This window comes from Pseudodesulfovibrio sp. (genome assembly GCF_028692895.1).
Classification (GTDB): domain Bacteria; phylum Desulfobacterota; class Desulfovibrionia; order Desulfovibrionales; family Desulfovibrionaceae; genus Pseudodesulfovibrio.
Genome location: NZ_JAQUWN010000010.1, coordinates 46626 through 72451 on the forward strand (window position 1 = coordinate 46626; position 25826 = coordinate 72451).

24 protein-coding genes are annotated in these 25826 nt (G+C 65.6%); 5 read left to right on the forward strand and 19 right to left on the reverse strand.

All coding sequences use genetic code 11. The features are described from left to right. Positions 1–43: 43 nt before the first annotated feature. The 3 genes from PHP91_RS04205 to PHP91_RS04215 all read right to left on the reverse strand — a co-directional run bounded on the left by PHP91_RS04205 (position 44) and on the right by PHP91_RS04215 (position 4497). Positions 44–1777 carry a LytS/YhcK type 5TM receptor domain-containing protein gene (locus PHP91_RS04205; RefSeq protein WP_300137314.1) on the reverse strand — a complete coding sequence of 578 codons (1734 nt, stop codon included), beginning with the start codon at positions 1775–1777 and terminating at the stop codon, positions 44–46. Positions 1778–1805: 28 nt separating this feature from the next. Next, positions 1806–2642, reverse strand: coding sequence for a LytTR family DNA-binding domain-containing protein (locus tag PHP91_RS04210; protein ID WP_300137317.1), 837 nt, complete (start codon positions 2640–2642; stop codon positions 1806–1808). A 229-nt stretch (positions 2643–2871) separates the two neighbouring features. Beyond that, entirely contained in the window at positions 2872–4497 is a 1626-nt protein-coding gene (locus PHP91_RS04215; protein ID WP_300137320.1) for an FmdE family protein, read from the reverse strand. Positions 4498–4754: 257 nt separating this feature from the next. Here PHP91_RS04215 and PHP91_RS04220 point away from each other — a divergent pair, with 257 nt between their 5' ends. From PHP91_RS04220 to PHP91_RS04230, 3 genes are all read left to right on the forward strand, one after another. Continuing rightward, complete coding sequence (locus PHP91_RS04220; RefSeq protein WP_300137323.1) at positions 4755–5276, forward strand: AAA family ATPase; 522 nt, start codon at positions 4755–4757, stop codon at positions 5274–5276. Positions 5277–5371: 95 nt separating this feature from the next. Next, on the forward strand, positions 5372–6187 hold the full coding sequence (locus tag PHP91_RS04225) for an RHS repeat-associated core domain-containing protein (protein WP_300137326.1): 816 nt from the start codon (positions 5372–5374) through the stop codon (positions 6185–6187). Between the two features lie 61 nt (positions 6188–6248). Then, complete coding sequence (locus tag PHP91_RS04230) at positions 6249–6551, forward strand: hypothetical protein (protein ID WP_300137329.1); 303 nt, start codon at positions 6249–6251, stop codon at positions 6549–6551. Between the two features lie 843 nt (positions 6552–7394). Here the strand turns inward: PHP91_RS04230 and dsrP are convergent. The 10 genes from dsrP to PHP91_RS04280 form a co-directional block, all read right to left on the reverse strand. Further along, positions 7395–8612 (reverse strand): sulfate reduction electron transfer complex DsrMKJOP subunit DsrP, encoded by a 1218-nt coding sequence (gene dsrP / locus PHP91_RS04235; protein ID WP_300137331.1) that lies wholly within the window; start codon positions 8610–8612, stop codon positions 7395–7397. Between the two features lie 11 nt (positions 8613–8623). Beyond that, a complete protein-coding gene (gene dsrO / locus PHP91_RS04240; RefSeq protein ID WP_300137334.1) occupies positions 8624–9394 on the reverse strand; it encodes a sulfate reduction electron transfer complex DsrMKJOP subunit DsrO in 771 nt (256 codons plus the stop codon). Further along, positions 9394–9777 (reverse strand): sulfate reduction electron transfer complex DsrMKJOP subunit DsrJ, encoded by a 384-nt coding sequence (dsrJ, locus tag PHP91_RS04245; RefSeq protein WP_300137382.1) that lies wholly within the window; start codon positions 9775–9777, stop codon positions 9394–9396. The genes dsrO and dsrJ overlap by 1 nt, the downstream gene beginning before the upstream one ends. Before the next feature lie 6 nt (positions 9778–9783). Next, the gene (gene dsrK / locus PHP91_RS04250; protein ID WP_300137337.1) at positions 9784–11454 is read right to left on the reverse strand and encodes a sulfate reduction electron transfer complex DsrMKJOP subunit DsrK; all 1671 of its coding nucleotides are present in this window, start codon (positions 11452–11454) and stop codon (positions 9784–9786) included. A gap of 42 nt (positions 11455–11496) precedes the next feature. After that, entirely contained in the window at positions 11497–12537 is a 1041-nt protein-coding gene (dsrM, locus tag PHP91_RS04255) for a sulfate reduction electron transfer complex DsrMKJOP subunit DsrM (protein ID WP_300137340.1), read from the reverse strand. 200 nt (positions 12538–12737) lie between these two features. Continuing rightward, entirely contained in the window at positions 12738–13265 is a 528-nt protein-coding gene (locus tag PHP91_RS04260) for an RsbRD N-terminal domain-containing protein (RefSeq protein WP_300137343.1), read from the reverse strand. Between the two features lie 369 nt (positions 13266–13634). Continuing rightward, positions 13635–15812: a diguanylate cyclase gene (locus PHP91_RS04265; RefSeq protein ID WP_300137346.1), complete on the reverse strand. Its 2178-nt coding sequence runs from the start codon at positions 15810–15812 to the stop codon at positions 13635–13637. A 36-nt stretch (positions 15813–15848) separates the two neighbouring features. Beyond that, entirely contained in the window at positions 15849–18467 is a 2619-nt protein-coding gene (locus PHP91_RS04270; RefSeq protein WP_300137349.1) for an ACT domain-containing protein, read from the reverse strand. A gap of 185 nt (positions 18468–18652) precedes the next feature. Then, positions 18653–18991 carry a P-II family nitrogen regulator gene (locus tag PHP91_RS04275; RefSeq protein ID WP_300137351.1) on the reverse strand — a complete coding sequence of 113 codons (339 nt, stop codon included), beginning with the start codon at positions 18989–18991 and terminating at the stop codon, positions 18653–18655. A 79-nt stretch (positions 18992–19070) separates the two neighbouring features. Then, positions 19071–20273, reverse strand: a complete 1203-nt coding sequence (locus PHP91_RS04280; protein ID WP_300137352.1) for an ammonium transporter — start codon at positions 20271–20273, stop codon at positions 19071–19073. Positions 20274–20578: 305 nt separating this feature from the next. Here PHP91_RS04280 and PHP91_RS04285 point away from each other — a divergent pair, with 305 nt between their 5' ends. Then, positions 20579–21028, forward strand: coding sequence for a hypothetical protein (locus PHP91_RS04285; RefSeq protein ID WP_300137355.1), 450 nt, complete (start codon positions 20579–20581; stop codon positions 21026–21028). Positions 21029–21156: 128 nt separating this feature from the next. Here the strand turns inward: PHP91_RS04285 and PHP91_RS04290 are convergent, their stop codons facing one another. Next, positions 21157–21681 carry a thermonuclease family protein gene (locus PHP91_RS04290; protein WP_300137358.1) on the reverse strand — a complete coding sequence of 175 codons (525 nt, stop codon included), beginning with the start codon at positions 21679–21681 and terminating at the stop codon, positions 21157–21159. A gap of 64 nt (positions 21682–21745) precedes the next feature. Between PHP91_RS04290 and PHP91_RS04295 the strand changes: the two genes are divergently transcribed. Then, positions 21746–22582, forward strand: coding sequence for an MBL fold metallo-hydrolase (locus PHP91_RS04295; protein WP_300137361.1), 837 nt, complete (start codon positions 21746–21748; stop codon positions 22580–22582). 20 nt (positions 22583–22602) lie between these two features. Here PHP91_RS04295 and PHP91_RS04300 read toward each other — a convergent pair whose 3' ends face one another. From PHP91_RS04300 to PHP91_RS04320, 5 genes are all read right to left on the reverse strand, one after another. Beyond that, positions 22603–23241 carry a CPBP family intramembrane glutamic endopeptidase gene (locus PHP91_RS04300; protein WP_300137364.1) on the reverse strand — a complete coding sequence of 213 codons (639 nt, stop codon included), beginning with the start codon at positions 23239–23241 and terminating at the stop codon, positions 22603–22605. A 437-nt stretch (positions 23242–23678) separates the two neighbouring features. Continuing rightward, positions 23679–24491, reverse strand: coding sequence for a hypothetical protein (locus PHP91_RS04305; RefSeq protein ID WP_300137367.1), 813 nt, complete (start codon positions 24489–24491; stop codon positions 23679–23681). Between the two features lie 212 nt (positions 24492–24703). Next, positions 24704–25015 (reverse strand): hypothetical protein, encoded by a 312-nt coding sequence (locus PHP91_RS04310; protein ID WP_300137370.1) that lies wholly within the window; start codon positions 25013–25015, stop codon positions 24704–24706. Positions 25016–25284: 269 nt separating this feature from the next. Continuing rightward, entirely contained in the window at positions 25285–25551 is a 267-nt protein-coding gene (locus tag PHP91_RS04315) for a hypothetical protein (protein WP_300137373.1), read from the reverse strand. 62 nt (positions 25552–25613) lie between these two features. Continuing rightward, on the reverse strand, positions 25614–25826 hold a 213-nt coding region (locus tag PHP91_RS04320; protein ID WP_300137376.1), incomplete at its 5' end, for a hypothetical protein.

Consider the following 25826-nt stretch of genomic DNA (forward strand, 5'->3'; position numbering starts at 1 on the left):
CGGCTGAGTTGACCGGATGGGCGGATGAAAAAGGGAGAGGGAGTTAGGCCGCCGCGCTCAGGGGAGTTCGGGGGATGCTGAAGCTGATGCGCGTGCCCTTGCCGGGGGTGCTGTCGATGTCGAGCTGGCAGTCGGGCCCATAGATCTGCTCCAGGCGGGAGGCGCAGTTGCGGATGCCGATGCCCGCCCGGCAGGTGTCCAGCCCGGGCCGGCCGGTCGGGCCGTTCTTGTCCAGCAGGGCGTGGACCTGGGCCTTGTCCATGCCCCGGCCGTTGTCCGTGACGCGGATGTGGAGCCGGTCGCCCGCCAGGGTGGCGCGGACCTCCACCGAACCGCCGGACTTGCTGCCCAGGATGCCGTGCTTGATGCTGTTCTCCACCAGCGGCTGGATGATCAGCGGCGGGATGGGCCAGTCCGCGCAGCCGCCCTCGATGTCCAGGTGCACGTCGATGCGGTGGCCGAACCGCGCCTGCTCGATGGCCAGGTAGGAGCGGACCTGCTCCAGCTCGTCGGACAGGGGGATGAACCCCCGGCTGGAGTCGAGACTCTTGCGCATGTAGAACGAGAGGTCGAGGAGCAGCTCGCGCGCCTTTTCCGCATTGGTGCGGCAGAACGAGCCGATGGTGTTCAGGGAGTTGAACAGGAAGTGGGGATTGATCTGGGCCTGAAGGCGGCGGATCTCCGCATGGGCCAGCATCCGCTCCTTGATGCGCAGGTCCTCCAGCTCGAGCTGGGTGGAGAAGAGCTTGCCCAGCCCCTTGCACAGCTCGAAGAGGGTCGCATTGAGCGGGGAGTCGTTGCTGCCGTAAAACTTGAGGGTGCCCACGATCTGCCCGGCCTTGGTCAGGGGCACGATGATGGCGCTGGTGTTGGGGCAGTCGGGCACGTCGCAGCCGATGGACGAGCGCTTGGTGATGAACCGGGGCTTGCCGGTCTCCAGAACCTGGCGCGTAGCCTGGGTGTGGATGGGCAGGCCGGGCAGGTGGTGGTCGCTGCCCGCGCCCACGTGGGCCAGGACGTTGCGCGTGTCGGTGACGGCCACGGCGGCCATGTGGACCCGCTCGTGGATGATGAGCGCTGTCTGCTGGGCCGAGTTCTGGTCCAGCCCGGCGCGCAGGTGGCTGACGGTCAGGTTGGCGATGTCCAGGATCTGCTGCGCCTGGAGGGAGTCGCGCCTTTCCCGGCTCTGGAAGAAGACGTTGATGAGCTCGACCATGATGACCACGGCGAGGGTGTTGACCGAGATCATGGGCGGGGCGATGAGCTTGACCAGCTCAACGGCCTCGGGAAACGGCCGGGAGAGCAGGAGGACCAGCCCCATGTGCAGGGACTCGCCCACCAGGGCCAGAGGCGCGGCCACCTTCCAGCTCAGGGCCCGGCGGCCGTAGCGCCAGGCGATCAGCCCGGCCGCCAGCCCTTCGGTGAAGGTCGCCAGGCCGCAGGGGTAGGCGCTGAACCCGTGCAGGTCGAAGAGGATGCGGTGGCCGCCTGCGATGAGCCCGGCCCCGATGCCCACCACCGGCCCGCCGAACAGGCCGCCGGTAATGACCGCCATGGCCCGCAGGTTGGCCACGGACTGGAAGACCGAGTTGCCGGTGTAGGTCCCGAGGATGCCGAACAGGCCGAAGAACAGGGTCAAAAGCGGGGTCCGGTACTTGCTGAACGAGGGCTCGATTCCCATCCGCTCCACCGGCGTGAAGGTCAGCAGCAGGAAGACCGCCGCGATGATCAGGCCGAGGCGCTCGGCCAGAACGAGGATGATGTATTCGGTATGCACGGTTTCCCGCTCCCTCCGCAGTCCGGGGTCAGATGCCCAGGGCGGCCTTGAAATCCCGCACCCGGCTCTTGCTCAGGGCGATCTCCATGGCCTCGCGGTGGCGCATGGTGACGACGTATTTGCCGCTGTGCCATGGGGCGTAGCTGCGCACGAACTTGAGGTTTATCAGCTCGGCCCGGTTGGCCCGGAAAAAGTTGAAGCCCGCAAGCCGCTCCTCCAGCCGGTCCAGGGACAATTCCGGGCTGCACGGGTACACGGACTCCGCGGTGTGGGCCACAACACGCCGGTCCTGATGGCTGAAGAGCAGAATTTCCTTGGGCGAGAGCAGCACGTTGCGGCCCGTGTCCTCCACCGGGATGCGCACGATTCCGGCCCCGCCCTCGGGCACCAGCCCGACCTTGGCCAGCAGGCTCTCCAGCCGCTCGCTCGCCTCCCGGCCCGAAGGCCGGGCCAGCAGGTCGCGCACCCGCTCGATGGTCTTGCCGATGCGCTCCAGCGAGATGGGCTTGAGGATGTAATCCACGGTGTTCTGCTCGAAGGCGCGGATGGCGTGCTCGTCAAAGGCCGTGGCGAAGACCACCAGGGGCGGCCGGCCCCGGACCATGAGCTCGCGCAGAACCTGGAACCCGTTCTTGTCCGGCATCTCGATGTCCAGGAAGACCAGGTCCGGCCGCATCCGGCCGATGAGCTCCACGGCCTCGTCCCCGCTCTCGGCCTTGGCCACCACCTCGATGTCCGGAAACCGGGAGAGCAGCCAGGCCAGCTCGTCCAGGGCGGGCGGCTCGTCGTCCACGATGACGGTGCGGATCATGCGCGGCGCGCCGTCGCCGAAAGCGGCTGGATCGCCTTGGGGAAAAGCGGTCATGGGACGGTTCGGTCCTCGCTGGTTGCCGGTTATTGACCGATCGGCCGGTCAGGGATGAGCAAACGTATGCCCGGCTTCGGGAATGTCAACCAGCACCCCCGCGCACGCCGGACGGCTTCTGCATGGCACTCCCGCGCCGTGCGCGTCAAGCCCCGGCCGGGTGCGCCGGGAGCGAAAAGGCCCCGGAACTCGCGCTCCGGGGCCTTTGGCTTCCATATATCCCGGCGGGTTACTTCCCGAACGGACACTTGGGGAACGAGCAGGCCTTGCAGGTCATGCAGAAACCGCCCTCGCCCAGGCGGGCGATCTCCCCGCGCGTGATCCTGCGCCCGGCCAGAAGCCGGGGCAGCAGCACGTCGAAGGACGTGGTCTTGTAGAACAGGGCGCAGGCCGGGACGCCGATGATCTGGGCCTTGCCGATGCGGCCCACCAGGGTCATGGTGCCGGGCAGCATGGGCACGCCGAACAGGTCGTCCCGCAGGCCCGCGTCCACCAGGCCCGCGCGGGTCACGTCGTCCGGGTCCACGGACATGCCCGCCGTGGTCACGATCAGGTCGCAGCCCGCGTCCAGCATGCCGGTCACGGCCTTGGTGATGACCGCGCGGTCGTCGGGCGCGATGTCGGTTTTGCCCACCTCGCAGCCCAGGTTCAGCACCTTGGACGAGATGATCGGGATGAACTTGTCGTCGATGATGCCCTGGAACACCTCGGTGCCCGTGGCCAGGATGCCCACCCTGGCCTTGCGCATGGGCAGGACCTCCAGGACCGGACCGTCGCCCAGGGCCGCCAGGGCCCGGCTGAACCGGTCGCGCGAGATGTAGAGCGGAATGGCGCGGGTGCCGCCCACGCCCTTGCCCTCGGGCATGACCGAGGCGTCGTGCCGGGTGGCCAGCATGACGTCGGGCGAGAGATTGAAGCGCGCCAGGGCCTCCAGGTCGATGGTCAGGAGGCCGGGACGGGACGCGAAGAAATTGATCTTGCCCTCGCCGGGGTTCGGGTCGTAGCTGATGCCCTCGCCCGCCATGCGCTTGGCGAACGCCTTGACCGCGTCGTTCTCGTGCACCCACTCGTCACCGGGCAGTTGGTCCTCGGTGTAGACGTGGAACTTGCCGATGCGCTGCAAGCGGCAGACGTCGCCCACGTCCAGGGTGTCGCCCGCCTTGGTGACCGGGCCCTTGGACTCGCCGGGCACGATGCCGGTCATGTCGTGGGCCGCCTTGCGGCCCACGGCCATCTCCACGGGCACGGCGTGCAACGGCGGCGCGTCGTCCAGGCAGGTCGCGCCCTCCATGGAGACAAAGGGGTCCTCGCCCTGGCAGCCGCGGCAGATGGAGCCGTCCGAGCCGGGATACGCCTCGCCGCATATTGGGCAGATGTCGATGGAGGTCATGTGGCCGTGGCCCAGGTATTTCCTGTCCACCACGATGGCGCGGATGGAGCAGATGGTGTCCCCCGCCCGTTCGATCTCGTCGAAGAGCTTGTCCGTGTCCTGCTCGGCCTTGGGCTTCTCCTTGAGGAACCAGCCCCGGATCTCGGGCCAGGCGTCGAGCTTCTTGGCGTCGACGGCCACGCGCACGCCCTTGCCCGTGAACTTGTCGTAGAGCGACACCGCGTAGCGGCCCAGCAGCTTGACCTTCATCCAGTTGTTGCCCGTGGAGCACAGGGTCAGGAGCTGCACCGCGTCCGGCAGGCACTTGCCCGACTCCACCAGGGCCTCGAACAGGGTGCCCTCGGGGATGCGCGCCTTGGCCGCCTCCACCATGTAGCCGCCGATGAGCAGGCCGGGGGCCGGATAGCCGTGAAAGGCCTTGGCGATGGCCTTGAATTCCTCGAACGTGTATTTCCCGATGTTCATATCCGCCTCGCGTCGAAAAAGTGGAGATCAGAGGAGCGCACCGCCGCGCCGGAGTCACGGTTTATGCCACGCGCGTGACGTTTAGGCAATGCAAAGCGAATTATTCCGGTTTTGGCACAAAGGTGTCGGCCGGAGCGGGGCCGCGACAATACAGTCTATCCGCAGGCCGGACCGCGCCTTCCCTTTCCGCCCCGCCTTCCATAGACTGGGGCCGAACCCGCCGACGCCGCCCGCACACGCGCCGGGCAAGGAGCCCCATGCCGAACCGACCCGTCCTCCACATCTTCTCCGGCCTCCCCGGATCGGGCAAGACCACCCTGGCCCGGCGGCTCTGCGCCCATGTCGGGGCCTGCCACCTGCGCATCGACACCATCGAGCAGGCCCTGCGCGACCTGTGCGGCTGCAAGGTCGAGGGCGAGGGATACCGCCTCGCCTACCGGATCGCCGCCGACAACCTCGCCAACGGCGTCGGCGTGGTGGCCGACTCCTGCAACCCCATCCCGCTCACCCGCGCGGAGTGGAACGAGGTGGCCGACCGCGCCGGGGCCGACCGGGTCAACATCGAAATCCGCTGCTCGGACCCGGCCGAGCACCGCGCCCGGCTCGAATCAAGGCATGCCGACGTGCCAGGCCTGGTCCCGCCCACCTGGGAGGACGTGCTCCGGCGCGAGTACGCTCCCTGGGCCGACGGCCAGGCCGTGCGCATCGACACGGCCTCCCGGAGCGCGGACCAGAGCTTCGCGGAACTGCTCGCCGCCCTTGGGCTGCGGGAGTCCTGAGAGGGCCCGCCGCCAGCGTCCCCCTCCCCCGCCGCTTCCCTCCGCGCCACGGCACCCTGTCAATACGCGCGATAAAGTACCGCAACGGCCAGCCCGTGGAAGCCTACCGCTGGCTGGACCTCCTGCGCCTGGACTGTTTCCACGACGGCGAGTCCGGCTACCGCTTCGCCTACCGCGACGGCGAGCGCACGCCCTACGCCATGCAGCGCGACGATGGAGCCGTGGCCTTCCTCTTCTACGACCAGGTAGGCTCCCTGCGGGTGGTTGCCGACCGTGACGGCGACGTGATAAAGGAGGTCCTGTACGACCCCTTCGGCGGGGTCATTGAGGACAGCAACCCCGGCTTCCGCATCCCCATCGGCTTCGCCGGAGGGTTGCACGACCGGGACCTGGGCTTCGTCCGCTTCGGCTGGCGGGACTACGACACCTTCACCGACAGGTGGACCGCGCCGGACCCGCTCGGCGACAAGGGCGGGGACCCGGATTGGTATGGTTACTGCTTCGATGATCCGGTCAACGGCGCGGACCCGCTAGGGTTATTTACAGATGTTTACTATTATGACGGCAATCTTGGGCATGTCTCCGTTGCCCCTGGAGGAGGCAAAGCCGTTGGCAAGTACCCAAAGAACGGGAAAAACGATGCCTTCAATGGGGAAGGCGAATATCGGGAAGAAGAGGATACACCCTCAGCTTCAATGCGGATTGACACAACCCCGGAGCAAGAAGCATTCATGAAAGAGTATCAGCGGCTTGCCAAGAAAAGCACGAGTGTCAAGTATGACCGGGGCGATGACGACTGCGTGAATGCCGCAGACACTATCCTTGAGGTGGGCGGTGTTAAAACCCCAAAGGATACAGACTGGGTGAGTCCAAAGGTTTATTTCAAACGCCTCGGGGAAATGCACAAGTAACACCGTATCGGCAGGAGAGGGCCAGGTCCTCTCCTGCCAATTCCCGGACTCGAGGAACGACATGAGACACATTGCAATAGCCTTGCTTTTTGGAGTCATATCCAGTTGTTTGTCTTACGCCCTGTTGCATGTGAATCTGCCATTGGCCTATGTCTTCAATCCGTTTATCGTGTACTATTTCGATTTCGAGGCGTCCGGTGCGAATTGGTTCGGGGCAGACCTGGCCGTAGGGGCCCTCAACCTGATTCCCTTTTTGTCTTTCGGAATACTTTCGATGCATATCCGCAAATGGGCGCTCGGCCCATGGTTGTTTGGCGCATCGATTTTGATTTATCTTGGATGGATTATCTCCCATTTCCTGTAATGCGGCTAACCTGAGAAAGGGACTCATGGGTGCTCGCCCTGGTCCTTCCAGGGTCTATCCGGCATGAAAAGCGGGCGCACCGCTCAAACAGAGGTCGGCAAGGCCGCAGAAGCTGTAAAATCAGGGCAGAAGGATTCTCAAAGATACAAATCGAGATGACAATCGGACAAATAGTCCGACGGATGGGAGGGATATCCTGTCTTGTCGGCGACCTGGCGTCGCAGGCGGCGATTGTCCTTGCGGGCTTCCTGGCGGACTCGTTGAAATGACAAAACGCGGTTCCCCAAGCCTGACATTGGGGGAACCGCAGGTTTCAAGGCCCGCTCAACGAATCCTTGGGCACAAGGCGGATTCGGCCCGGAAGCTCTGCAACAAAACTTGAGTGAGACAAATGAAGCTGGACAGTCTACAACCCATCGCCTTCGGACTTCTTTTCATCACCATAGGTCTCCTCGTAGTGATCGATGGGGAATTGTACCATCACGGAGTCCCTGTTCCATACCCGAGGGTTGTGGGCAGCCTTATGCTACTGGTCGGCGGCATGTCTTTCATTCATGGAGTCGGGAAAGCGCGACGCAGGAAAGACTGAGGGAAAGGAGCAAGCCGCTGGCCTTACAATGGCGGGAGGCTATCATTGAACACACTACCCCCCGGCGACTCCCAAGTGTCGCAACCCCAAACGCTTCCCCGTATCCCGCGCCTCCCCCGCCCCGTCCTTTCGCCAAGCCTGGCCCGGCCGTTCGCCCGACCATGAAAAAGGGCCGCCCCCATGCGGGAGCGGCCCTGTATCAGCCTTTACCTAGCGAGGTGACGTTGTGGCCAGGCTGTCTTGTATGCGGCGCGCTACTCGGCTTCGGCCGGGGCGCAGTCGCAGTGGTCCTCGGTGGAGCAGCCGCAGGGCAGGGCCTGGGAATGGCCCATCTCCTTCTTCACGTCGGTGGCGATCTTGAAGAGGATCGTCACGACCAGGGCGCCGGTGGCGTAGATCATCATGGAGACCAGGAGCTCCTTGCCGGTGGGCCAGTACGGGGTGATGGTCTCGAACGGGGTCGGGTTGAAACCGCCGATGAGCAGGCCGAGGCCCTTGTCGATCCAGGTCGCGATGACCAGGATGGCCAGGGTCCAGGGCAGCAGCTTCAGGTTGTTGCGGAACTTCGGCGTCACCAGCAGGGTGATGGCGATCGCCGCAAAGGCGATGAAGGTCCACATCAGGGTGACCAGCCCGGCGCTGGCGTGCTCGAACAGGTACGTGATCGGGTGCATGTGACCCGGGATGTTGGAATAGAAGGAGGTGAAGATCTCCAAGGCGAAGAAGAACATGTTGATGCACATGGCGTACGCGATGATCTTCACCAGGGTCTTCAGGGCGTTCCTGGGCATCTTGAAGGTGGTGAACTTCTCGGTGACGAGGAGCACCAGCACCAGGATGGCCGGTCCGGAACAGAACGCGCTGGCCAGGAAGCGGGCGGCCAGGATGGCGGTGAGCCAGTAGTGGCGGCCGGGCAGTCCCTGGTACAGGAACGCGGTCACGGTGTGGATGGAGAACGCCCAGATGATGGACACGTAGATGAACGGCTTGAGCCAGTGCGGGTGCGGCAGGCGCACGCGGTCCGCCTGGAGGCAGTTCCAGCCCACGATCAGGTTGAGGAACAGGTAGCCGTTGAGCACGATCATATCCCAGAACAGAATGGAGTTCGGCGTGGGATGGAAGATCATGTTCATCATCCGCTGCGGCTGACCAATGTCCACCACGATGAAGAACAGGCACATGATGCAGGCCGCGATGGCCATGAACTCGCCGAAGATGACCATGTGCTTGTTGGTCTTGTAGGAGTGGAAGTAGTTGGGCAGCACGATCATGACGCCGGAGGCGGCCAGACCGACCAGGTAGGTGAACTGGGAGATGTAAAAGCCCCAGGACACGTCGCGGCTCATGCCGGTGATGACCAGGCCGTTCCGCAGCTGGTCGATCCACGCCATGGACCCGATGCCGATCAGGACCAGGAGGAATGCGATCCAGCCGTAGTATCTCTTGGAACCTTTGAGAGCTAATTCAAGCATTCTGATTCCTCCTAAATGACGTAGTAGACGCAGGGCTCGGTGCCGACGGACGGCTTCCTGCGGATGGTGAACTTCTCGCGAAGGACCTTCCGCACCGGGGACTCGGGATCATAGAGATCGCCGAAGACGATGGCGCCTTCCGAGGCTTCCGCGCAGATGGGCATCTTGCCGACGGCAAGGCGCTCCACGCAGAAGTTGCACTTCTCGACCACGCCGCGCATCCGGGTGGGGAACTCGGGGTTCAGCTTGGTCAGGTCCAGGTTCTTGCGCGGCTCTTCCCAGTTGAAGGACCGGGAGCCGAAGGGGCAGGCGGCCATGCAGTACCGGCAGCCGATGCAGCGGTGATAGTCCATGGCGACGATGCCGTCGGGCCGCTTGAAGGTGGCCTTGGTCGGGCAGACGCGCACGCAGGACGGGTTCTCGCAGTGGTTGCACAGCAGCGCGTAGGCGCGGTGGTGCACTTCCTCCGCCAGGTGCGGGTTTTCCTGCTCCGGGAAGGTGTGGGCGTAGGTGTCGTTCCACAGCCACTTGATTTCCTTCTTGCTCTGGACCGTGGGCACGTTGTGATCGGCATGGCAGAGGGCGGCCAGCTTTTCGATGGCTTCGGCCGTGTGCAGCTTGGTGGTGTCGATGACCATGGCCCACTGCTTGGCGTGGACGGCCTTGGGGTTGACGGAGACCGGCTCGTGCCCGCCGCTGGACGCCATGGCTTTGGGGGCGACGGCGAGGGTGGCGGCGGCGAGGCTGGCAAGCTTGATGAAGGTTCTTCTGCTGTTCTTCATTATTTCAAACCCTCCGGCTGGACGTGGCAATCCCAGCAATAGGGACTGACACCGGCGTCGTTGTGGCACTTGTCGCAGAATTCAGCCTTGTTGGTGTGACACTTCATGCAGGTGTTCTGCAGGCTGATGGTGAACTGCTTGCCAGCGTGGTTCGTATAGATGCGCTTGCCGTCGCGCAGGGCCCAGTCGCGCCACTCGTTGAGCAGCTGCATGTGCTCGGTGCGCATGAATTCGACGGATTCGATGCACTCCTTTTCACCGACCACTTTCTTGGGCTCGGGCTGCTTGTACTGTTTGGTGACGGCCTTGCCCACGGCGAACGGCGCGGTGATCGCGACGACGAAGATGAGCAGGCCGGCGATTATGGGAAACCCGTAATGCATTTTCATCTATGCTTCCTCCATGTTCGGGGGAGTCCAATCGTCATCCTCGTCCTCGACACCGGGCAGAGGCTCCTGGCGCATGTCCATCTTGCGGACTTCGCCTTCCTCCAAGACCAGGGCGTTGGCCACCAGTTCGTGCGTGCCGGAGATGGTCACGCCCGGAGCCCAGTAGTCGGCCAGCGGAATCAGGGTCGCACGGTCGATGGCGCAGATGCAGGCCATCAGGTTGACGCCGTGCTTCTCCTGCACGTAGCGCAGGGCGTTGCCGCGGGGCAGGCCGCCGCGCAGGCGGATTTCCATGATCTCGTCGGTGTTCAGGCCCGAGCCGCCGGCGCAGCAGAAGGTCTGCTCGCGGGTGGTCTGGGGAGGCATCTCGAAGAAGTGGTTGCAGACGTGTTTGAGGACGTAGCGCGGCTCGTCCAGGAGACCCATGCCCCGGGCGGGGTTGCAGGAATCGTGGAAGGTGACGCGCAGATGGTCGTTGCGGCTCGGGTCGAGGTTCAGCTTGCCGTGCTTGATGAGGTCGGCGGTGAACTCGACGATGTGCAGCATCTTGGTGGCGGCGGCGGTGTCGAACACGGTGCCGGTGATCGGGGACTTCGGGGTCGTCATCTGCGGGCCCTGGGTGTCGCCGTTCATGGTGTCCATGTACTGGTGGACGACGCGCCACATGTGGCCGCACTCGCCGCCGAGAATCCACTTGCAGCCCAGGCGGTTGGCCTCGGCGTACATCTTGGCGTTGAGCTTCTTCATGACCTCGTTGTTGGTGAACGAGCCGAAGTTGCCGCCCTCGGAGGCGTACGTGGACATGGTGTAGTCCAGGTCCAGGTAGTCGAAGAGGAGCAGGTAGCCCATGAAGGTGTAGATGCCCGGGTCGGCGAAGACGTCGCCCGACGGGGTGATGAACAGGATCTCGTGGCCCTTCTCGTTGAGCGGGGCCTTGACCCTCCGGCCGGTGACCTCCTCGATGTCGTCGACCATGAAGTCCACGATGTCCTTGAAGGCGTGCGGCTGGATGCCGAGGTGGTTGCCGGTGATGTTGCAGTTGGAGACCGGCTCCATGATCCAGTTGGTGTTCAGGCCGACCAGGTGCATCAGCTCCCTGGCCATCATGGTCATTTCCGCGGTGTCGATGCCGTAGGGACAGAACAGGGAGCAGCGGCGGCACTGGGTGCACTGGTAGAAGTAGATGAACCACTCCTTGAGGACGTGCTCCTCCATGACGCGGGAACCGGTCAGCTTGGACAGGATCTTGCCCGCCAGGGTGAACTCGCCGCGATACACGGAGCGCATCAGCTCGGCGCGCAGAACGGGCATGTTCTTCGGGTCGCCGGAGCCGATGAAGTAGTGACACTTGTCGGCGCAGGCGCCGCAGCGCACACAGATGTCCATGAACAACTGAAGGGTGCGGAACTTCTTGAGCCGCTCGCGGAAGCCGTTGACCACGGTCTCCTTCCAGTTGGGAGGCAGCTTCCAGTCGGCGTCGGAGGGCAGCCACTGGCGGGCCGGGCCCCACAGGCCGGGGAGCTTGGATTCCATGTACTCGATTTTTTCCGGCTTGGCGGGGTAGCACCAGTGGCCGGGCGAGAAGTCGACCGGGGTCTCCATCCAGCCCGTGACCGGCGGCGTATAATCTATGCTCTTGAAGAGCTCATCTGCTTTGGGGATGTTGGACATGTTTCTTCTCTCCTTAATAGAAGTGTCGCTCGAAGGAGGACCCTAGGCGTCCGCCTCGTCATGAGGCACGCCGTTCTCGGGGTTGTCCAGGGGAAGCCCCGCCTCGGCCATGGGCACGCCGAATTCCTTCTCGTAATCAGCGTAGGCGTGCGCCATGATCTTCGGATCGTTCCAGGGGTTCACGTGATGCTTGGCGCGGGTGTCGTTCGGCATGTTGCGCGTGGGCGAAAGGAAGACGCCGGGCATGTGCATCAGCTTGCTGAACGGGAAGTAGGCCATGAGCACGCTCACCAGGAAGACGTGGACGAAGAAGGGCGCCGTGATGGCGTCGGGCACGTGATAGTGGAAGGTGACCAGCCCCATGGTCAGCTCCTTGATGGCCATGATGTCCACCTTGGCGTAGTAGCGCATGTAGATGCCGGAGAGGGCCACGGCCAGGATCAGGAACAGGGGGAAGAAATCGGAGGCGTAGCTGATGTAGTTGATCCGGGGGTTGATCAGCCGGCGGCCGAGCAGCAGGAGCACGCCCAGCACCAGGCCCGCGTCGGTCAGGTACATGGTCGGCGCGCCGATCTGCAGGATGCCGTCCACGAACTCCAGGCCGTGCACGAAGAAGGGGATGGGCTCCAGGAAGAGCCGCAGGTGCCGCAGGGCCACGATGAAGAAGGAGTAGTGGAAGGTGATGGCGAAAAGCCACAGCCACTTGCTCGACTTGTAGGCGACCACGGGGCCGTTGTTTTCGTGCAGAGACACCGCGGTGTTGCGGAACAGGGACCGGAAGGCGAAGACCTCCAGGACCATGCGGAAAAACGTCTGTGCACCGGTCTGGGGACAGTCCAGCTTGTTCTGCGGGAACAGGACGGGGTCGAAGGACTTGAACTGGCCGCCGGTTGTGGGAATGCGGAACGGCACGGCGCTCCGGGCCCAGGTGATGACTTTATAAATAAAGCCGACAAGGAAGATGATGAACGCCGTCATGGGGATGCAGACACCGAAGATCGATCTCAGGTGCGCCGCATCAACCCCGAATAACGGGATCAACACCAGAAGAAAAACAAACAGAAGTGAGTAAAGAGCATTCATCTACCGTCACCTCGCTTGAAGGTTGGACCGGCCGGGTCTCATTCCGGCAGGCCTGCCACTTTCGGCGCGCGGGTACGGGATGTGCGATGTCAAAAAGCCGAGCCGGAACAGAGCGTCCGGCGCGGGCAACCCCCCGTCCGGAACGCAGGGCACCCCCCTGCCCGACTCTCCCTCAAGCCAACACACCCCGCGGCGCGCACCTAATCGGCCGACGAATCGACCGCAACGTCCGCAACTAGACCGGCCTTCCGGAGCAGGCTGCTCTGGGCGCGTTTCACCTCATCCACGCGCATCCGGTATATCATTTCGCGACTCTTCGTGTAGATGTCGAACGACATCATGGCCAGGTTGTCCACCTTGGCCTCGAACCGCATGAGCTCCTCCAGCCCGCCCTCGGCCTTCATCGGCTGGAAGAACTCGTCGCGAAGGAGTTTCTTCAGCAGAAAGACGAAGCTGAGCGCCTGCGAAGGGGAAAAGTCCTGCACGGACCGGATGCGGATGAGCTTGTCCAGGCTCCGGGCGATGCCTTCGGCGTCCGCCCACTCGAGGATGAGGTCCATCAGTTCCCGGGTGGTCTCGATGATGGTCGCGCCCACCGGGTTCTGGAACCGGTCCTTCTGCCTTCCCCAGACCTTCTGGGTCTCCTTGGGGTAGGTCCGGAGCACCAGATCCGCCCATTTCTCCGCCAATTCCGCCTTACGCTCGGCAAGCTGGGACTCGAATGTCATTATCTACTCGTATAGGCCTGGGGAATCACGCAACAGCCCCCGCCCGGCGGACGGGGAGCTTCACATTCCGCAAGCCGTGCTTGTGCAAATTGTGAAAATAGTCACTTAAGACTGAGGATGATATCCCAAACCCCTTGCGAAACGTCAAGGCTTTTTCAAGGCGAAACCGGCTAGTTGACACCTCCCGAGGGTGTGGAAACACGCTGGGGAAAGCCCTGTTCGGCACCCGTCGGCCTCCTCGGCGGCGACACGGCGGGAGGGTCGGCCGAGGCGAAAGCCCGGGCTGGCCGACGCGGCGCGCGGCGCGTCCGGACGCCCGCGCGTCCTGGGTGCGGAAAAATGCGGTTTCACGGCGGCGCAAAGGCGGGGTCAGCCCTGCTCCACCCGGTTGCGGCCCATCCCCTTGGCCCGGTACAGGGCCTTGTCCGCCCGGCGCAGGACCGCCTCCAGGCTCTCGCCCGACGCGCCGAGCCCGGCCACGCCGATGGACACGGTGAAGCGGATGGTGTTGCCCCCCTCGTCCCGGACGCGGAGTTCCTCGACGACCCGGCGCAGCCGCTCGGCCACGAGCCAGCCGCCCTCGGCTCCGGTCTCGGGCAGCACGGCGGCGAACTCCTCGCCGCCCACCCGGCCGAACACGTCCGTTTCCCGCAGCTCATGGCGGATTCGCTCCACCAGGGACGCGAGCACCAGGTCGCCGGACTGGTGGCCGAAGGTGTCGTTGATCTCCTTGAAAAGGTCGATGTCGAGCATGAGCGCGGCCAGGGGGTGGCCGTAGCGCGCGGCCCGGCGCAGTTCGGCCTCGGCCCGGCGGAAGAACTGGTGGCGGTTGTCCGCCCCGGTCAGGGGATCGGTGGTGGCCAGCCGCTCCATCTCGCGCTCCAGGCGGATGCGCCGGGTCACGTCGTGGACCAGGGAATAGAGCAGTTGCCGCCCGTGGACCATGACCGGCCCGGAGTAGACCTCCACATCCCGCTCCTCGCCCGAGGCCAGCCGGTGGCGAAGCAGGAAATAGGACCGCCGCTGCGACCTGGCGTCGATCATCTCCTGGTAGGTCTCGGTCTCGCTCAGGACGTTGATATCGGACATGCTCATGGTCCGCAGCTTCTGCACGGGCAGGCCGTAGAAGGCGGCGGCCGCCGGGTTGGCGTCGCGGATGGCGCCGTCGCGCGGGTCGGACAGGAGCATGACGGCGTGGTTGTTCTCGAACAGGGCGCGGTAGGTCATCTCCCGATCACGCAGGAGCCGCTCCGCCTTGACCCTGGCGGTGATGTCGCTGCCCGCGCAGAGCACGCCCACGGGCACGCCCTCCTCGTTGCGGAGCAGCCGGTTGCGCCAGGAGACGAGGCGCACCTCGCCGTCCCTGGTCCGGACGTGGTTGACGCGCTCGTCCTCGACCCGCACGCTGCCCTCGAACACGGCGCGAAAATAGTTGCGCACCGTGGTCCGCTCCTCTGCGGGGATGGCCAGGTCGATCCAGTTGCGGCCGAGCAGGTTCTCGCCGGACCGGCCCAGGATCTCCTTGCCAGCCTTGTTGATGAGAGTGATGTTGGCCGAGGCGTCCAGCCCGAGCAGGACCGAGCCGATGATGTCCAGGTAGCGGGCCACGCGGTTGCGCTCCACCTCCAACTGAGCCTGGGTCTCCACCAGGCGGGTGATGTCGTCCAGGACCAAGGTCAGGCCCGAGAACCTGTCCGAGATGTCGGACATGCGGGCCACGGAAACCTTGAAGTGGCGTCGGCCCGGGACGGTGCCGTCCTCGGCGTCGAGCAGGCACTCGAAGGGCTGCGCGCCAATGTCGCACCGGGCCAGCAGGTCCTCTGCCAGCCACGGGGCCACGTCGCGCAGGGGCGTCGCCTCGCTGCGGCGCTCCCCGGCCCCGCCGGGCCGCAGCGGCATGAATTTCGCGAGTTCGGCTCCCTTCCCTCCGCTCAGGTATACGGCGGCCGCCCGGTTCATGGCCTCGATGTTCAGCGCGTCGTCCAGCAGCAGAACCGGGGTCACCAAGCTCTCGAACAGGGTCAGGAACTTGTTCTTCTCGTTGGTCGTGATCCGGTTGCACTCCTGGAGCTCCGCCATGCTCCCCGCCCCGCCCGGCGAAATCCAGTCCGCGCTCGCGGCGATCTCCAGGCGGTCGAAGAAGCGCTCGATGAAGCGCAGGAGCCCGTCGCGCCCCTCCAGGTCCGCCCCTTCCTCCCTGACGAGATCGACGCAAGCCCGGCGGACGCGTTTGAGCAGGACCAGGAACATGGGCAGGGAGCCCCCGCCCTCCCGGTGGCGGCGCGCCTCGCCGACGCCGAAGGCCGAGATCGGGTCGGCGGCGAAGGCGTCCTCGGGCGAGAACTCCGGGGCCTCGGGCCCAAAGGCGTCCAGTGCGCGCAGCAGGGCGTCGGACACGGCGGACACCGAGACGAGCCAGCCCCCGGCCGGGGCGTCCTCGCAGCCTTGCGCCTTGGCCGAATCGAGAAACCGTTCGGCAAGCCGGGCCTCCTGCCCGGCCACGAACCGTTTCCATCGTTCCAGGTGTTGCTGACGGGATTCTTCCATAGAATCAACTTATCCAATCGATACCCGGAATGACAGTTATTTTTTTGCGTTTCCCGTGGAGGTTCCGGCCGCTTCCAGGAGGGCGGCGCGCAGGATTTCCAGCCGGTCGGGGTCGGCGATCTTCTGGCCCGCCTCGTCGCGGACGTGGAAGATGTCCGCCGCGCGGCCCTCGATGGTGGATATCATGGCGACATGAATGGAGATGCCGTTTTCGGCCAGGGTGCGGGCCATGTCGTAGAGGAAGCCGGTCCGGTCCGTGGCCGCCACCTCGACGATGGTGTAGAAATCGCTGCCCCGGTTGTCGAGGGTGACGATGGGCGGCAGTTCGGGCCCCGAGCGGCCCTTGTGCAGGGGCGAGCTGCGCCGCTCCCGCAGACGGTAGTCCAGGTCGAGCTTGCCAACCAGGGCGTACGCGATGGACCGGGAGAGGCGCGCCCAGACCTCGTCGATGAACAGGTTTTCCGGCGGGCTGCCCACCGTGAATACGTCCACGGCCGTGCCGTCCTTCCAGGTGAAGAGGTCGCAGGCCAGGATGTCCATGCCGTGCAGGGCGATGGCCCCGGCCATGGTGGCGAAGAGCCCGGTGCGGTCCAGGGCGGCGACGGTCAGGCGGTAGGTGCCCTCCACCCGGCCCGGTTCGGCCTCCACCAGGTTCACCCCCTTGCCGCCCACGCTGGAGGGCTTGCGCATCCGGTCCTCGGCCACGGCGTCCCAGAGCCGCCGGACCAGTCGGATGTGGCCGGCCAGGGTGACGGCGTCAAGGGCCAGGAAGGCGCGCGGGGGCATGGCCGTCATGGCCGCCTCGGCGAACTCCGGGTCCAGATCGCCCGCGGCCCGCAGGACCTCGCCGCGCGCGCGGACCATGCGCTCTGCCGCGTCCGGCCCGGCCAGGGGGCCGTGCAGCAGCAGGTTGCGCACCTTGCGAAACAGCTCGGCCAGCAGGGCGCCGGTCCAGGTGTTCCAGGCGCGCGGCCCGGTGGCCATGGAGTCGGCCACGGTGAGCAGGTGGAGCATGTCCAGCCGGACCGGGTTGCCCGCCACCCCGGCCACCTCGGCGGCCACCCGCTCGTCCGAGAGGTCGCGCCGCGTGGCCGCGGCGGGCAGGACCAGGTGGTTGCGCACCAGGAAGGCCACGTCCTCGACGGTCCCGCGGTCGCAGCCATACCGGCCGAGCACCTCGCGGGCGATGCGCTCCCCGGCCGCGCAGTGGTCCGGCTCCAGCTTGCCCAGGTCGTGGAAGAATCCGGCCAGCAGAAGCCGCCGGGGGTCGGGCACGCGCCGGGCGATCTCCCCGGCCCAGTCCGGAGCGCGCAGGAAGCCGGAGAGCCGGGCCACGGTCGCCAGGGTGTGCCGCCCCACGGGGTGGACGTGATAGTCGTTGAACTGGATGAGGTGCTCCACTCCGGCGAAGGCCGGGAACAGGGCCGGGAGCAGCCGGGTGCCGACCAGCCCGTCGCAGGCCGTGGCCGCATGGGGGGACAGGAAAATGTCCACCAGGGTCAGGAGCGTTCCGGGCCGGTCGCGCAGCTCGGCCGCGAACCGCTCCGCGTTGCCCCGGACGATCCTCCGGGCGGCCCAGGACAGGGGCAGGCCGGTGCGGCCGCTCTCCAGCAGCGCGCCCAGGGCGTCGTCGGGCGTGACCGGCGAATCGTCCAGGAAGCGGATGCCCCTGGGCGTGGGCAGGATGTTGGGCGGGTGGCTCGGGGGCATGTCCCCCGGCCCCAGGGAGGGGAAGCCCTCCAGGAAGAGCCCTTCGCGCATGGCCTTGATCCGGGCCATGGCCCGGTGCAGCCGGGAGAGGAAGAACTCCACGCCGCGCCCCTTGGCCTCGGGCGACTGGTCCTGCGAGACGAACCCCATGAGCCGGGCCGTGGGCGGCTGGAGGTCGAAGAAGAGGCGGTCGTTCTTGCGCCCGGCGGCCAGGTGCAGGGCCGTGCGCACACGGTTCAGGAAGGACTGGTCCTCGCGCAGCCCGGTCAGCTCCTCGGGCAGGAAGACCGGCCTGCGCCCCCCGGCCGCCATGACCCGCGCCAGCCAGCGGACCTGTTGGCCGTCGCGCAGTCCGCCCAGCCCGTTCTTGAGCTCGGGCTCCAGCATACCCGTGGCGTCGCCGTACTGTCCGGCGCGTGTTTCGTTGTGCTCGCGCAGGCTGGCGGCGAAGGACGAGCCCTTGCGGCGCAGGACCTTGTGGTCGAATGTGTCGCGGAAGGCCTCGAAGACCGAGGCGTCACCGGCAAGGGGCCGGGCGTCCAGCAGGGAGGCCAGGACCTGGTAGTCCTTGACGGACAGGGACACGCAGTCGGCCACGGTGCGCACGCCGTGGCCCAGGTCCAGCCCCAGGTCCCATAAGGGGAAAAGCAGCGTCTTGACGAAGGGTTCGACGTCGCCCGGGATGCGCCGGTTGAACAGAAGCAGGACGTCGATGTCCGAGCCGGGGCAGAGGTTGGCCCGGCCGTAGCCGCCCACGGCGGCCAGGGTGAAGGCGAAGCGCTGGGGCCCGGCCTCCAGGACGCGCTCCTCGAAGTAGCGGTCCACCAGATGGGCGTATTCCCCGGCGAAGCCGCCCACCGAGCCGGAGCCGGCGCGCCGCCACAGGTCTTCCCTGGCGGACTTGAGGCGCTTGGCGGAATCGGGGAGGTGGGAGTCGGCGGACATGGCGCAATGGTAAGTGATGAGCCGCGTTGCGGCAAGGTAATCGGTCGGCGGAGCGGCCGGGCTCTTTGCCGGCCCGGCCGCTCCTGCCCATCGGGGGTCCGCCCCGGCGGCCCCCGGCGCTCTCTCGACGCCGGAGGGCCGCCCGGCCCCGCCGAAGGTACGTCCCGGCGGGGCGTGGGGCGGGATTAAACCGCGTCGTCTCCCGTCTCGCCGGTGCGGATGCGGACCACTTCCTCCACCGGGGAGACGAATATCTTGCCGTCGCCCACCTGGCCGGTATGGGCGGCCTTTCGCGCCGCCTCCACGACCTGTCCGGCCAGGCCGTCCTCCACCACCACGTCGATCTTGATCTTGGGCACGAAATCCACCTGGTACTCGGCCCCGCGATAGACTTCCTTGTGCCCGCCCTGGCGGCCGAAGCCCTTGACCTCGGCCACGGTCATGCCCTTGACGCCCGCGCCCGCGAGCGCGGTCTTGACGTCGTCGAGCTTGAAGGTGCGGGTAATGATCTCGATTTTCTTCATATCTCTGTCTCCTTTGGCCTGTCGCCGGTTGGGGCCGGGCGGGGTTCGCCCGTCCCGGCGGCGCGGACGGCCGCCCGCGCTACATCTGGTAGCCGGTCTCGGAATGTTCGGACACGTCCATGCCCCGGTCCTGCTCCTCGTCCGTGGCTCGCAGCCCGATGGTGGCGTCCACCGCCTTGAAGATGACGAAGGTCATGGCGAAGCAGAATCCCCAGGTGGCGACCACGGACACGAACTGGACCCAGACCTGGTGGGCGTTGCCCGCGATGAGGCCCTCGGCCCCCACGGTGGCCAGCACGCCGGTGGCCAGCGCGCCGAAGGTGCCGCCCACGCCGTGGATGCCCACCACGTCCAGGGCGTCGTCGTAGCCGAACCGGTTCTTGAGCATGATGCCGCCGTAGCAGACCACGCCCGCAGCCAGGCCGAGGACGATGGCCCACATGGGCGTGATGAAGCCCGCGGCCGGGGTGATGGCTACCAGGCCCGCCACCGCGCCGGACGCCGCGCCCAGGGTGGTGGCCTTGCCGCCGTGAACCCACTCGGCGACGATCCAGGACAGGGCGGCCGCAGCCGCGGCCATGTGCGTGGTCACGAATGCGTTGGCGGCCAGCCCGTCGGCGGCCAGGGCGGACCCGGCGTTGAAGCCGAACCAGCCGAACCAGAGGATGGCCGCGCCCAGGATGGTCATGGGCAGATTGTGGGGTATGAAGGCCGTGGAGCCGTGGCCCTTGCGCTTGCCGATGAGGATGGCGCAGCACAGGGCCGCCGCGCCCGAGCTCATGTGGACCACCGCGCCGCCCGCGAAGTCGAGAGCGCCCATCTGGCCCATCCAGCCGCCGCCCCAGACCCAGTGGCACATGGGGGCGTAGACCAGGATCAGCCACAGGGCGGAAAAGACCATGAACCCGCCGAACTTCATGCGCTCGGCGAACGCGCCGGAGATGAGCGCGGGGGTGATGACCGCGAACATGCACTGGAAGATCATGAAGGTCATGTGTGGCAGATTCTCGGCCGGGGACCCGACGTTGTCCATGCCCACGCCGTTCAGGAAGGCGAAGTCCAGGCCGCCGATGATCCCGCCGATGTCGTGGCCGAAGGACAGGGTGTAGCCGATGACGGCCCAGAGCACGGACATGAGCCCGAGCATGATGAAGGACTGCATGATGGTGGCGAGCACGTTCTTGGACCGAACCAGCCCGCCGTAGAACAGGGCGAGCCCCGGGGTCATGAACATGACCAGGGCCGCGCAAATCAGGATGAAAGCATTGTCAGCAACGTTCATTTCGATACCTCCGGCCGCCCTCATTGCAAAAGAGGGGCCAAACGAATCCTGGCGAATTTCCTCACTTTCTACAAATTAGTGTTTTTACCCGTTTACAATTGTGGGAAAATAATATTTTTTTTGCTAATTTTGTTAATTCCATATATTACATATATGAATGCCACACCGGGGTTTTCCCATGGGCGGGCCCAGGCCCGTCAGGGGGGGGCGCAGGGCGGTTTGACCGAGGTGGCCCCGGCCTGTATAGGATGAAGGCTACCCGACCGGGCCGCCGCCCGGCCGGACTCGTCCGGGAGGAGCCGCCCATGACGCGAACCAAGAGCGCGGTCATCGTTTTCGTGGTGTTGGCGGGGGCCGTGGTCACCGCGCTGTCGCTGGACTATACCGACACCTACGTGGCCGGCCGGTTCGCCAAGGCGCTGGACGCCCGCCGTTTCGAGCCGGGCGTGCCCTTCTCGCTGGACGCCTTCCTGGAATACTACGACTGGGAGGGGGTGTGCGTCTGCGCCTCGCCCGACGACTGCCCCGGCCTGCGCGGCCGCCTGGGGATGCGCTACACCCCGGCTGCGGCCGACGACACCTGGAGCCTGGTCTTCGTCAAGTCCTACTACGTGGTGGCGGAGATTCCGGTCCGGCGCGAGGTCCTGGACATCCCGCCCACCCTCTCCGGCCGCTGCTTCGAGCGCTGGGCGGCCATCGCCGAGATTTCGGACACGGACAAGGGCCGCCTCTTCACCTTCGTGGACCACAACTAGCCGTCGGCCGCGCCCCGCTCCCGTCCGCCCCGCCCTCATCGGGGCTCCGCCGCGTTTTCTCCAAAAATGACAAGGCCGACGCACGCGTTGGCGCGCGTCGGCCGAAAAGCCGTTTTGCGGAAGGGCGGCTACCGCCTCGGGTGCCGCTTGCGCCACTCGGCCGGGGTCTGCTTCAGCCCGCCGTGAGTCCAGAAGCCGCGCCGCCGGGCCCTGGCCTCCAGCTCCGCCTCGCGCAGCGCGTCCTCGTGCCGGACGTTGGGCTCGTATCGCACGGCCAGGGCCAGCCCGGCCCGGACCATCTCCGCGTTGAGCAGCTTGTCGCCGGTGTAGACGTAGGCCAGAAGCCGCCCATACCTGTCCTTGCGCCGCTTGTCGTACTCCACGCGCAGGGGCTGGCCGTAGCACAGCCGCATGGCCTCGCACCGGGCCTGAATCCCATATTCCTGGCCGTGCTCCGGCGCATCGATGCCGATGAGGCGCACCTCGCGGCTGCGGCCGCCTATTTCGAGGACCAAGGAATCGCCGTCGATGACCGAGAGGAACTGCGCGTCCTCGGTCTGGGCGGCCGTGGCGGCCATGGCGAGCAGGAGCGTGACCAGCAGGAACGCGGCGAGCGGTGGACAGGGGCGGAAAAGTGTGTTTCGTAGAGCCATCGGACTGACATAGGGCATTTCACCCGCAAGCGCCAGCCCCAGGCCTGGCAAAGGCAACCACCCAATGCAACTGACCTTTCTCGTGGACAACTGCTCGCTCATCGGCACGACCTTCCTGGCCGAGCCCGCCCTTTCCATGCTCATTCGCGAGGACGGCCGCCGCGTCCTCTTCGACGCCGGGTACTCGGACGCCTTTCTGCGCAACGCCCGGCAGATGGGCGAGGACCTGCTCCACCTGGACTGGATCGTCCTCTCCCACGGCCATTTCGACCACACCTGGGGGCTGGACGTCCTGATTCGCCACTATTTCGAGGCCGCGCGCTCGCGCCTGGACGCGGCCCGGCCCCGGCTCCTGGCCCACCCGGACGCCTTCCTGACCAAGCGCAAGGGGACCACGCCCGAGATCGGCATGCTCCTGGCCGAGGACAAGCTGAACACCCAGTTCGAGCTGGCCCTGAGCCGGGAGCCGGTCAAGCTCACGGACCGGCTCGTCGCCCTGGGCCAGATCGAGCGCACCCTGGCCTTCGAGACCCCGCCGCCCCTGGGCGAGCGCATGGAGCCGGGCGGCCCGGTGCCCGACCACATGCCGGACGACACCGCCCTGGCCTACGTCTCGGACACCGGCTTGGTGGTCATCTCCGGCTGCGCCCACGCGGGCATCTGCAACACCGTGGAGCACGCCCGCAAGGTCACGGGCGTGGACAGGGTGCGCGCGGTGCTCGGCGGCTTCCACCTCCTGGACGAGACCCCGGCCCGGCTGGACCCGACCACCGACTACCTGGCGTCCCTGGACCTGGAGGCGCTCTACGCCTGCCACTGCACCGACCTGGCGGCCAAGGTCGCCCTGGCCCGCAAGTGCCCGCTCAAGCAGGTGGGCAGCGGCGTGACGCTGGAATTCTAAGGGGATACGAAGGCGGCCGCCTAGGGCCACAGCCACATGGCCAGGTAGTGGCCGACCACGGCCGGGACGACGCTCCCGGTCCGCAGGGTCGAGACCATGAAGAGCGCGCCGAGCGCCCCCATGGTCAGGATCGCGCCCGGCGAGTGGGCCCAATACGAAAGCATGAAAAGCGCGGTCGAGGCCAGCACGGTCCCGGCAGACCCCAGGCCGAGCTTCCGGAGCACGGTCAGGGCCATCCCCCGGAACACCACCTCCTCGCTCACCGCCACCAGCGGCAGCCCGACGACGGCGTCAAGCCCGACCCAGAGCGAGCCCGCCATCGGGGCCGGAAGCGCGCCCAGGCCGGGCCCGAACAGTCCCTGCAACCGAGTCGCTCCCAGATAGGCGACCAGCGCCGCCACGGCGGCGACCAGGACGCAGTGGATCAGCAGCACGTCCCCGCGCACCCGCGCAAGCCCGATCTCCTCCAGGGAGAAGGCCCGGCGATCCACGCACAGGGCCGCCATCGCCAGGACGCCGCAGCGCACGCCCAAGTCCACCGCCAGCCAGGCGGAGAAGTCGGCCCCGGGCACGTCCATGGCGTCGCTGGCCGCCAGGACCGCCGCCAGGGCGAGGAAAACGCCCCGCTGCTTCCGTATCCCGTCCGACAGGAACCGCATCCGCCCCCTCCATTCGGCTTTTCGTGCCCGGCGAAACCCGCCGCCGACCACCTCGGTTTTCATTTGCCCGGTCGCCGCCGGACGGTTAGGGCCTGTACCCGAACAGGCCCCAACTGACGGAAATCCCCAGATAGAAAAACAGTTCCGGGAAGGCGATGAACACGGTCAGCAGGAGCGGCGCAACCCGGTACGCCCGCCGCCCGTACAGGACGCCGGCCAGCACGAGGCAAACGGCCCGGGGCGCTCGCGCCAGCCAGAAAAAACGGGCGCGCCGTCGCCGAACGAGAGGGACAGCCCGACCACGTTGGGCAGGCTGGCGAAAAGGACGGTCAGGCGGATCGCGATCCGCCCTGCCCTGTTCCCGTCGCCCGGCTCCCCCGGCAGCGTTTTCCCCGTCAGTCCCCGCATCATTCGTCAATTTCCTGGGGAGGACCGATTCATGCGGCGCGCCGTTCCCCACCCCGGAGCAGAAGGAGCCAGCCGACAAGGGCCGTCCCCGCAATGGACGCCATTGAACCATGGACGTACAGGGGCGAGAATATGGCGTCCGGGCCGAGCGGAAGCATCCGCAGGTACGGAACGACAAAGATCAGTACGGCGGAGGCCTGGGCCGCGACCAGCCATTCCCGGCGATCCCGCGTCAACGCCGTGCTCGCAAACGCCGCCAGCAACACGAGCGCATAAAAGGCCGGAACGCTCTTCATGCCCACGCTGTAGACCAGCATGACGGGCACTCTCGAAACCAAAGCCAGGAAGACCACCCAAAGGAAGAGGAAAAGGCGCATCAGCCACCCCTGCGGCAGCCGAAGTCCGGGCCTGGCGACGATATGCCAGCAGACGCCGAACAACGCGATCAGCGCCAGCAGGCAACCGAGGGAAAACGGATACGCGCCGCTCGCCAGCGACGGCGGCAAGGCCGAGACGCAACGGTAGATCAAGTGGGCGTAGAACGGCAAAAGCAGGTAGCGGGCGCGGCCCAATTCGAAGAAGGAAACGGCATAGACCAGGACGGCCAGGGCGAAATAGCCGGACTCGAAGACGGCCTCCGAGGGGCTCGCCCTGCCCACGAAATATGGGCTCGCAAGGAAACACCCCTGGATCAGGAACAAGAACACAATGGCATAATTTCGCATGGCAAACCGGATGGGGAGGCGAGCCTCCCCTTGTTGTTGCGTTGACCACGGACCGGCGAGCGGGAGTCCCTTAAGCGTCAACAGTCCCGTTGCTTTTTGCCCTGTTCGTCCGACCACTCATCCGCATCGTCAAACCGCAGGTAGCATAACGCCGCAATAAATTCCCACATGCCACTGGCAAACAGAAGAAGCCCCACCGACACCGTCAGTTCCCACATCCCGGCATGCCAATGGGCAAGTCCTCCTCCTGCCAATCCCATGAGCAAACTGATGAAGAAATTATTTCACAACGTTTTGCTACGCTTTCGCATCACCACGCCACATCCGCATCAGTTCTTCCTGTCGTTCCGCTTCGTTCCACCTTTCATCAACTTGGCCAGCAGATAGAAAAAATAGCCGCAGTAGGCATAGCCGAACAACAAATACCATGCGCTGCGCGTATAGAGCGGGCTCCCGTACAGGGACAAATTGAGCAGGCCGACCACCACATTGAAGGCGGCGTTGCAGACATTCCCCCACCTCCCGAATGAGAGCCGGACCAACAGGAACGCATCCCACTTCAACGACAAGACCGCACCGGCAAAAAAGACCAGGGAAAAGAAGCCGCAGCTTATTGATGCAAAATCCCACCAGGTCCACATTGTTGCTCCACTGGCTGAAATCAAAACCGACAGAGGGACTCTACTGGAGAGCCCCTCTTTTCAATTTTCATCGCCATGCTCTCAAAGCTTCCTCCGGCGCACTAAATAGAGGATATACAGGCTGTTCAAATGACCTGTGACAAGGCATGCGCCCACAATGGTTGTCATGTCCCATCGTCCGGAAAGCCAATAGGTTACCAAACAACCCAGAGCATCCAAAGGCAACCCAAGCAAGAATCTCTTCATAACTGCCCTGAATACCGGCTTCATTACCATGCATCCTCTGATGAAAGCAGAACATCGGCGATAGGCCCAACAGCTTCCAGTCCCAACCCTAATGTCCGCAGCAAGGAACTGGAGCTTCCTTCCAGCCCCAACTCGACCAATTTCTGAACCACCGACTCCGCCACAGGCTCCGTCACACCCTGAACCTTTTCCACGGGCGTCTTCTCCTTGCCCCAGGCGGGGTTCTCCCTTTGTTGCCTCAGCCATTTAATGTTGTCCTTCACAGGCTGCTTACTCTGAACATGCTCCATCTCCGCCGCATCCTTGGAGGACGAAGGCGGACGCCGCTCATGCCCGGACCCCTGGTTCGGGTCTATGCCCTGCTCCCGCTCCCATTGATGAGGTCCTCGGCGGACTGGGTCGACGACTTCGCGGCCCGGCGCTCGGACTCGTACCGATGGTAGCCCTCGCTCCCTTCGGCCAGGGTGGTCTTGCGGGCGGCCGGGGTGGCGGCTCCGGGCTTCCCGTCGGAGAAAAGGACCGGATGCCCTTCGTCCCTGCCGTACCGGTATTCCATGGTTTCGCC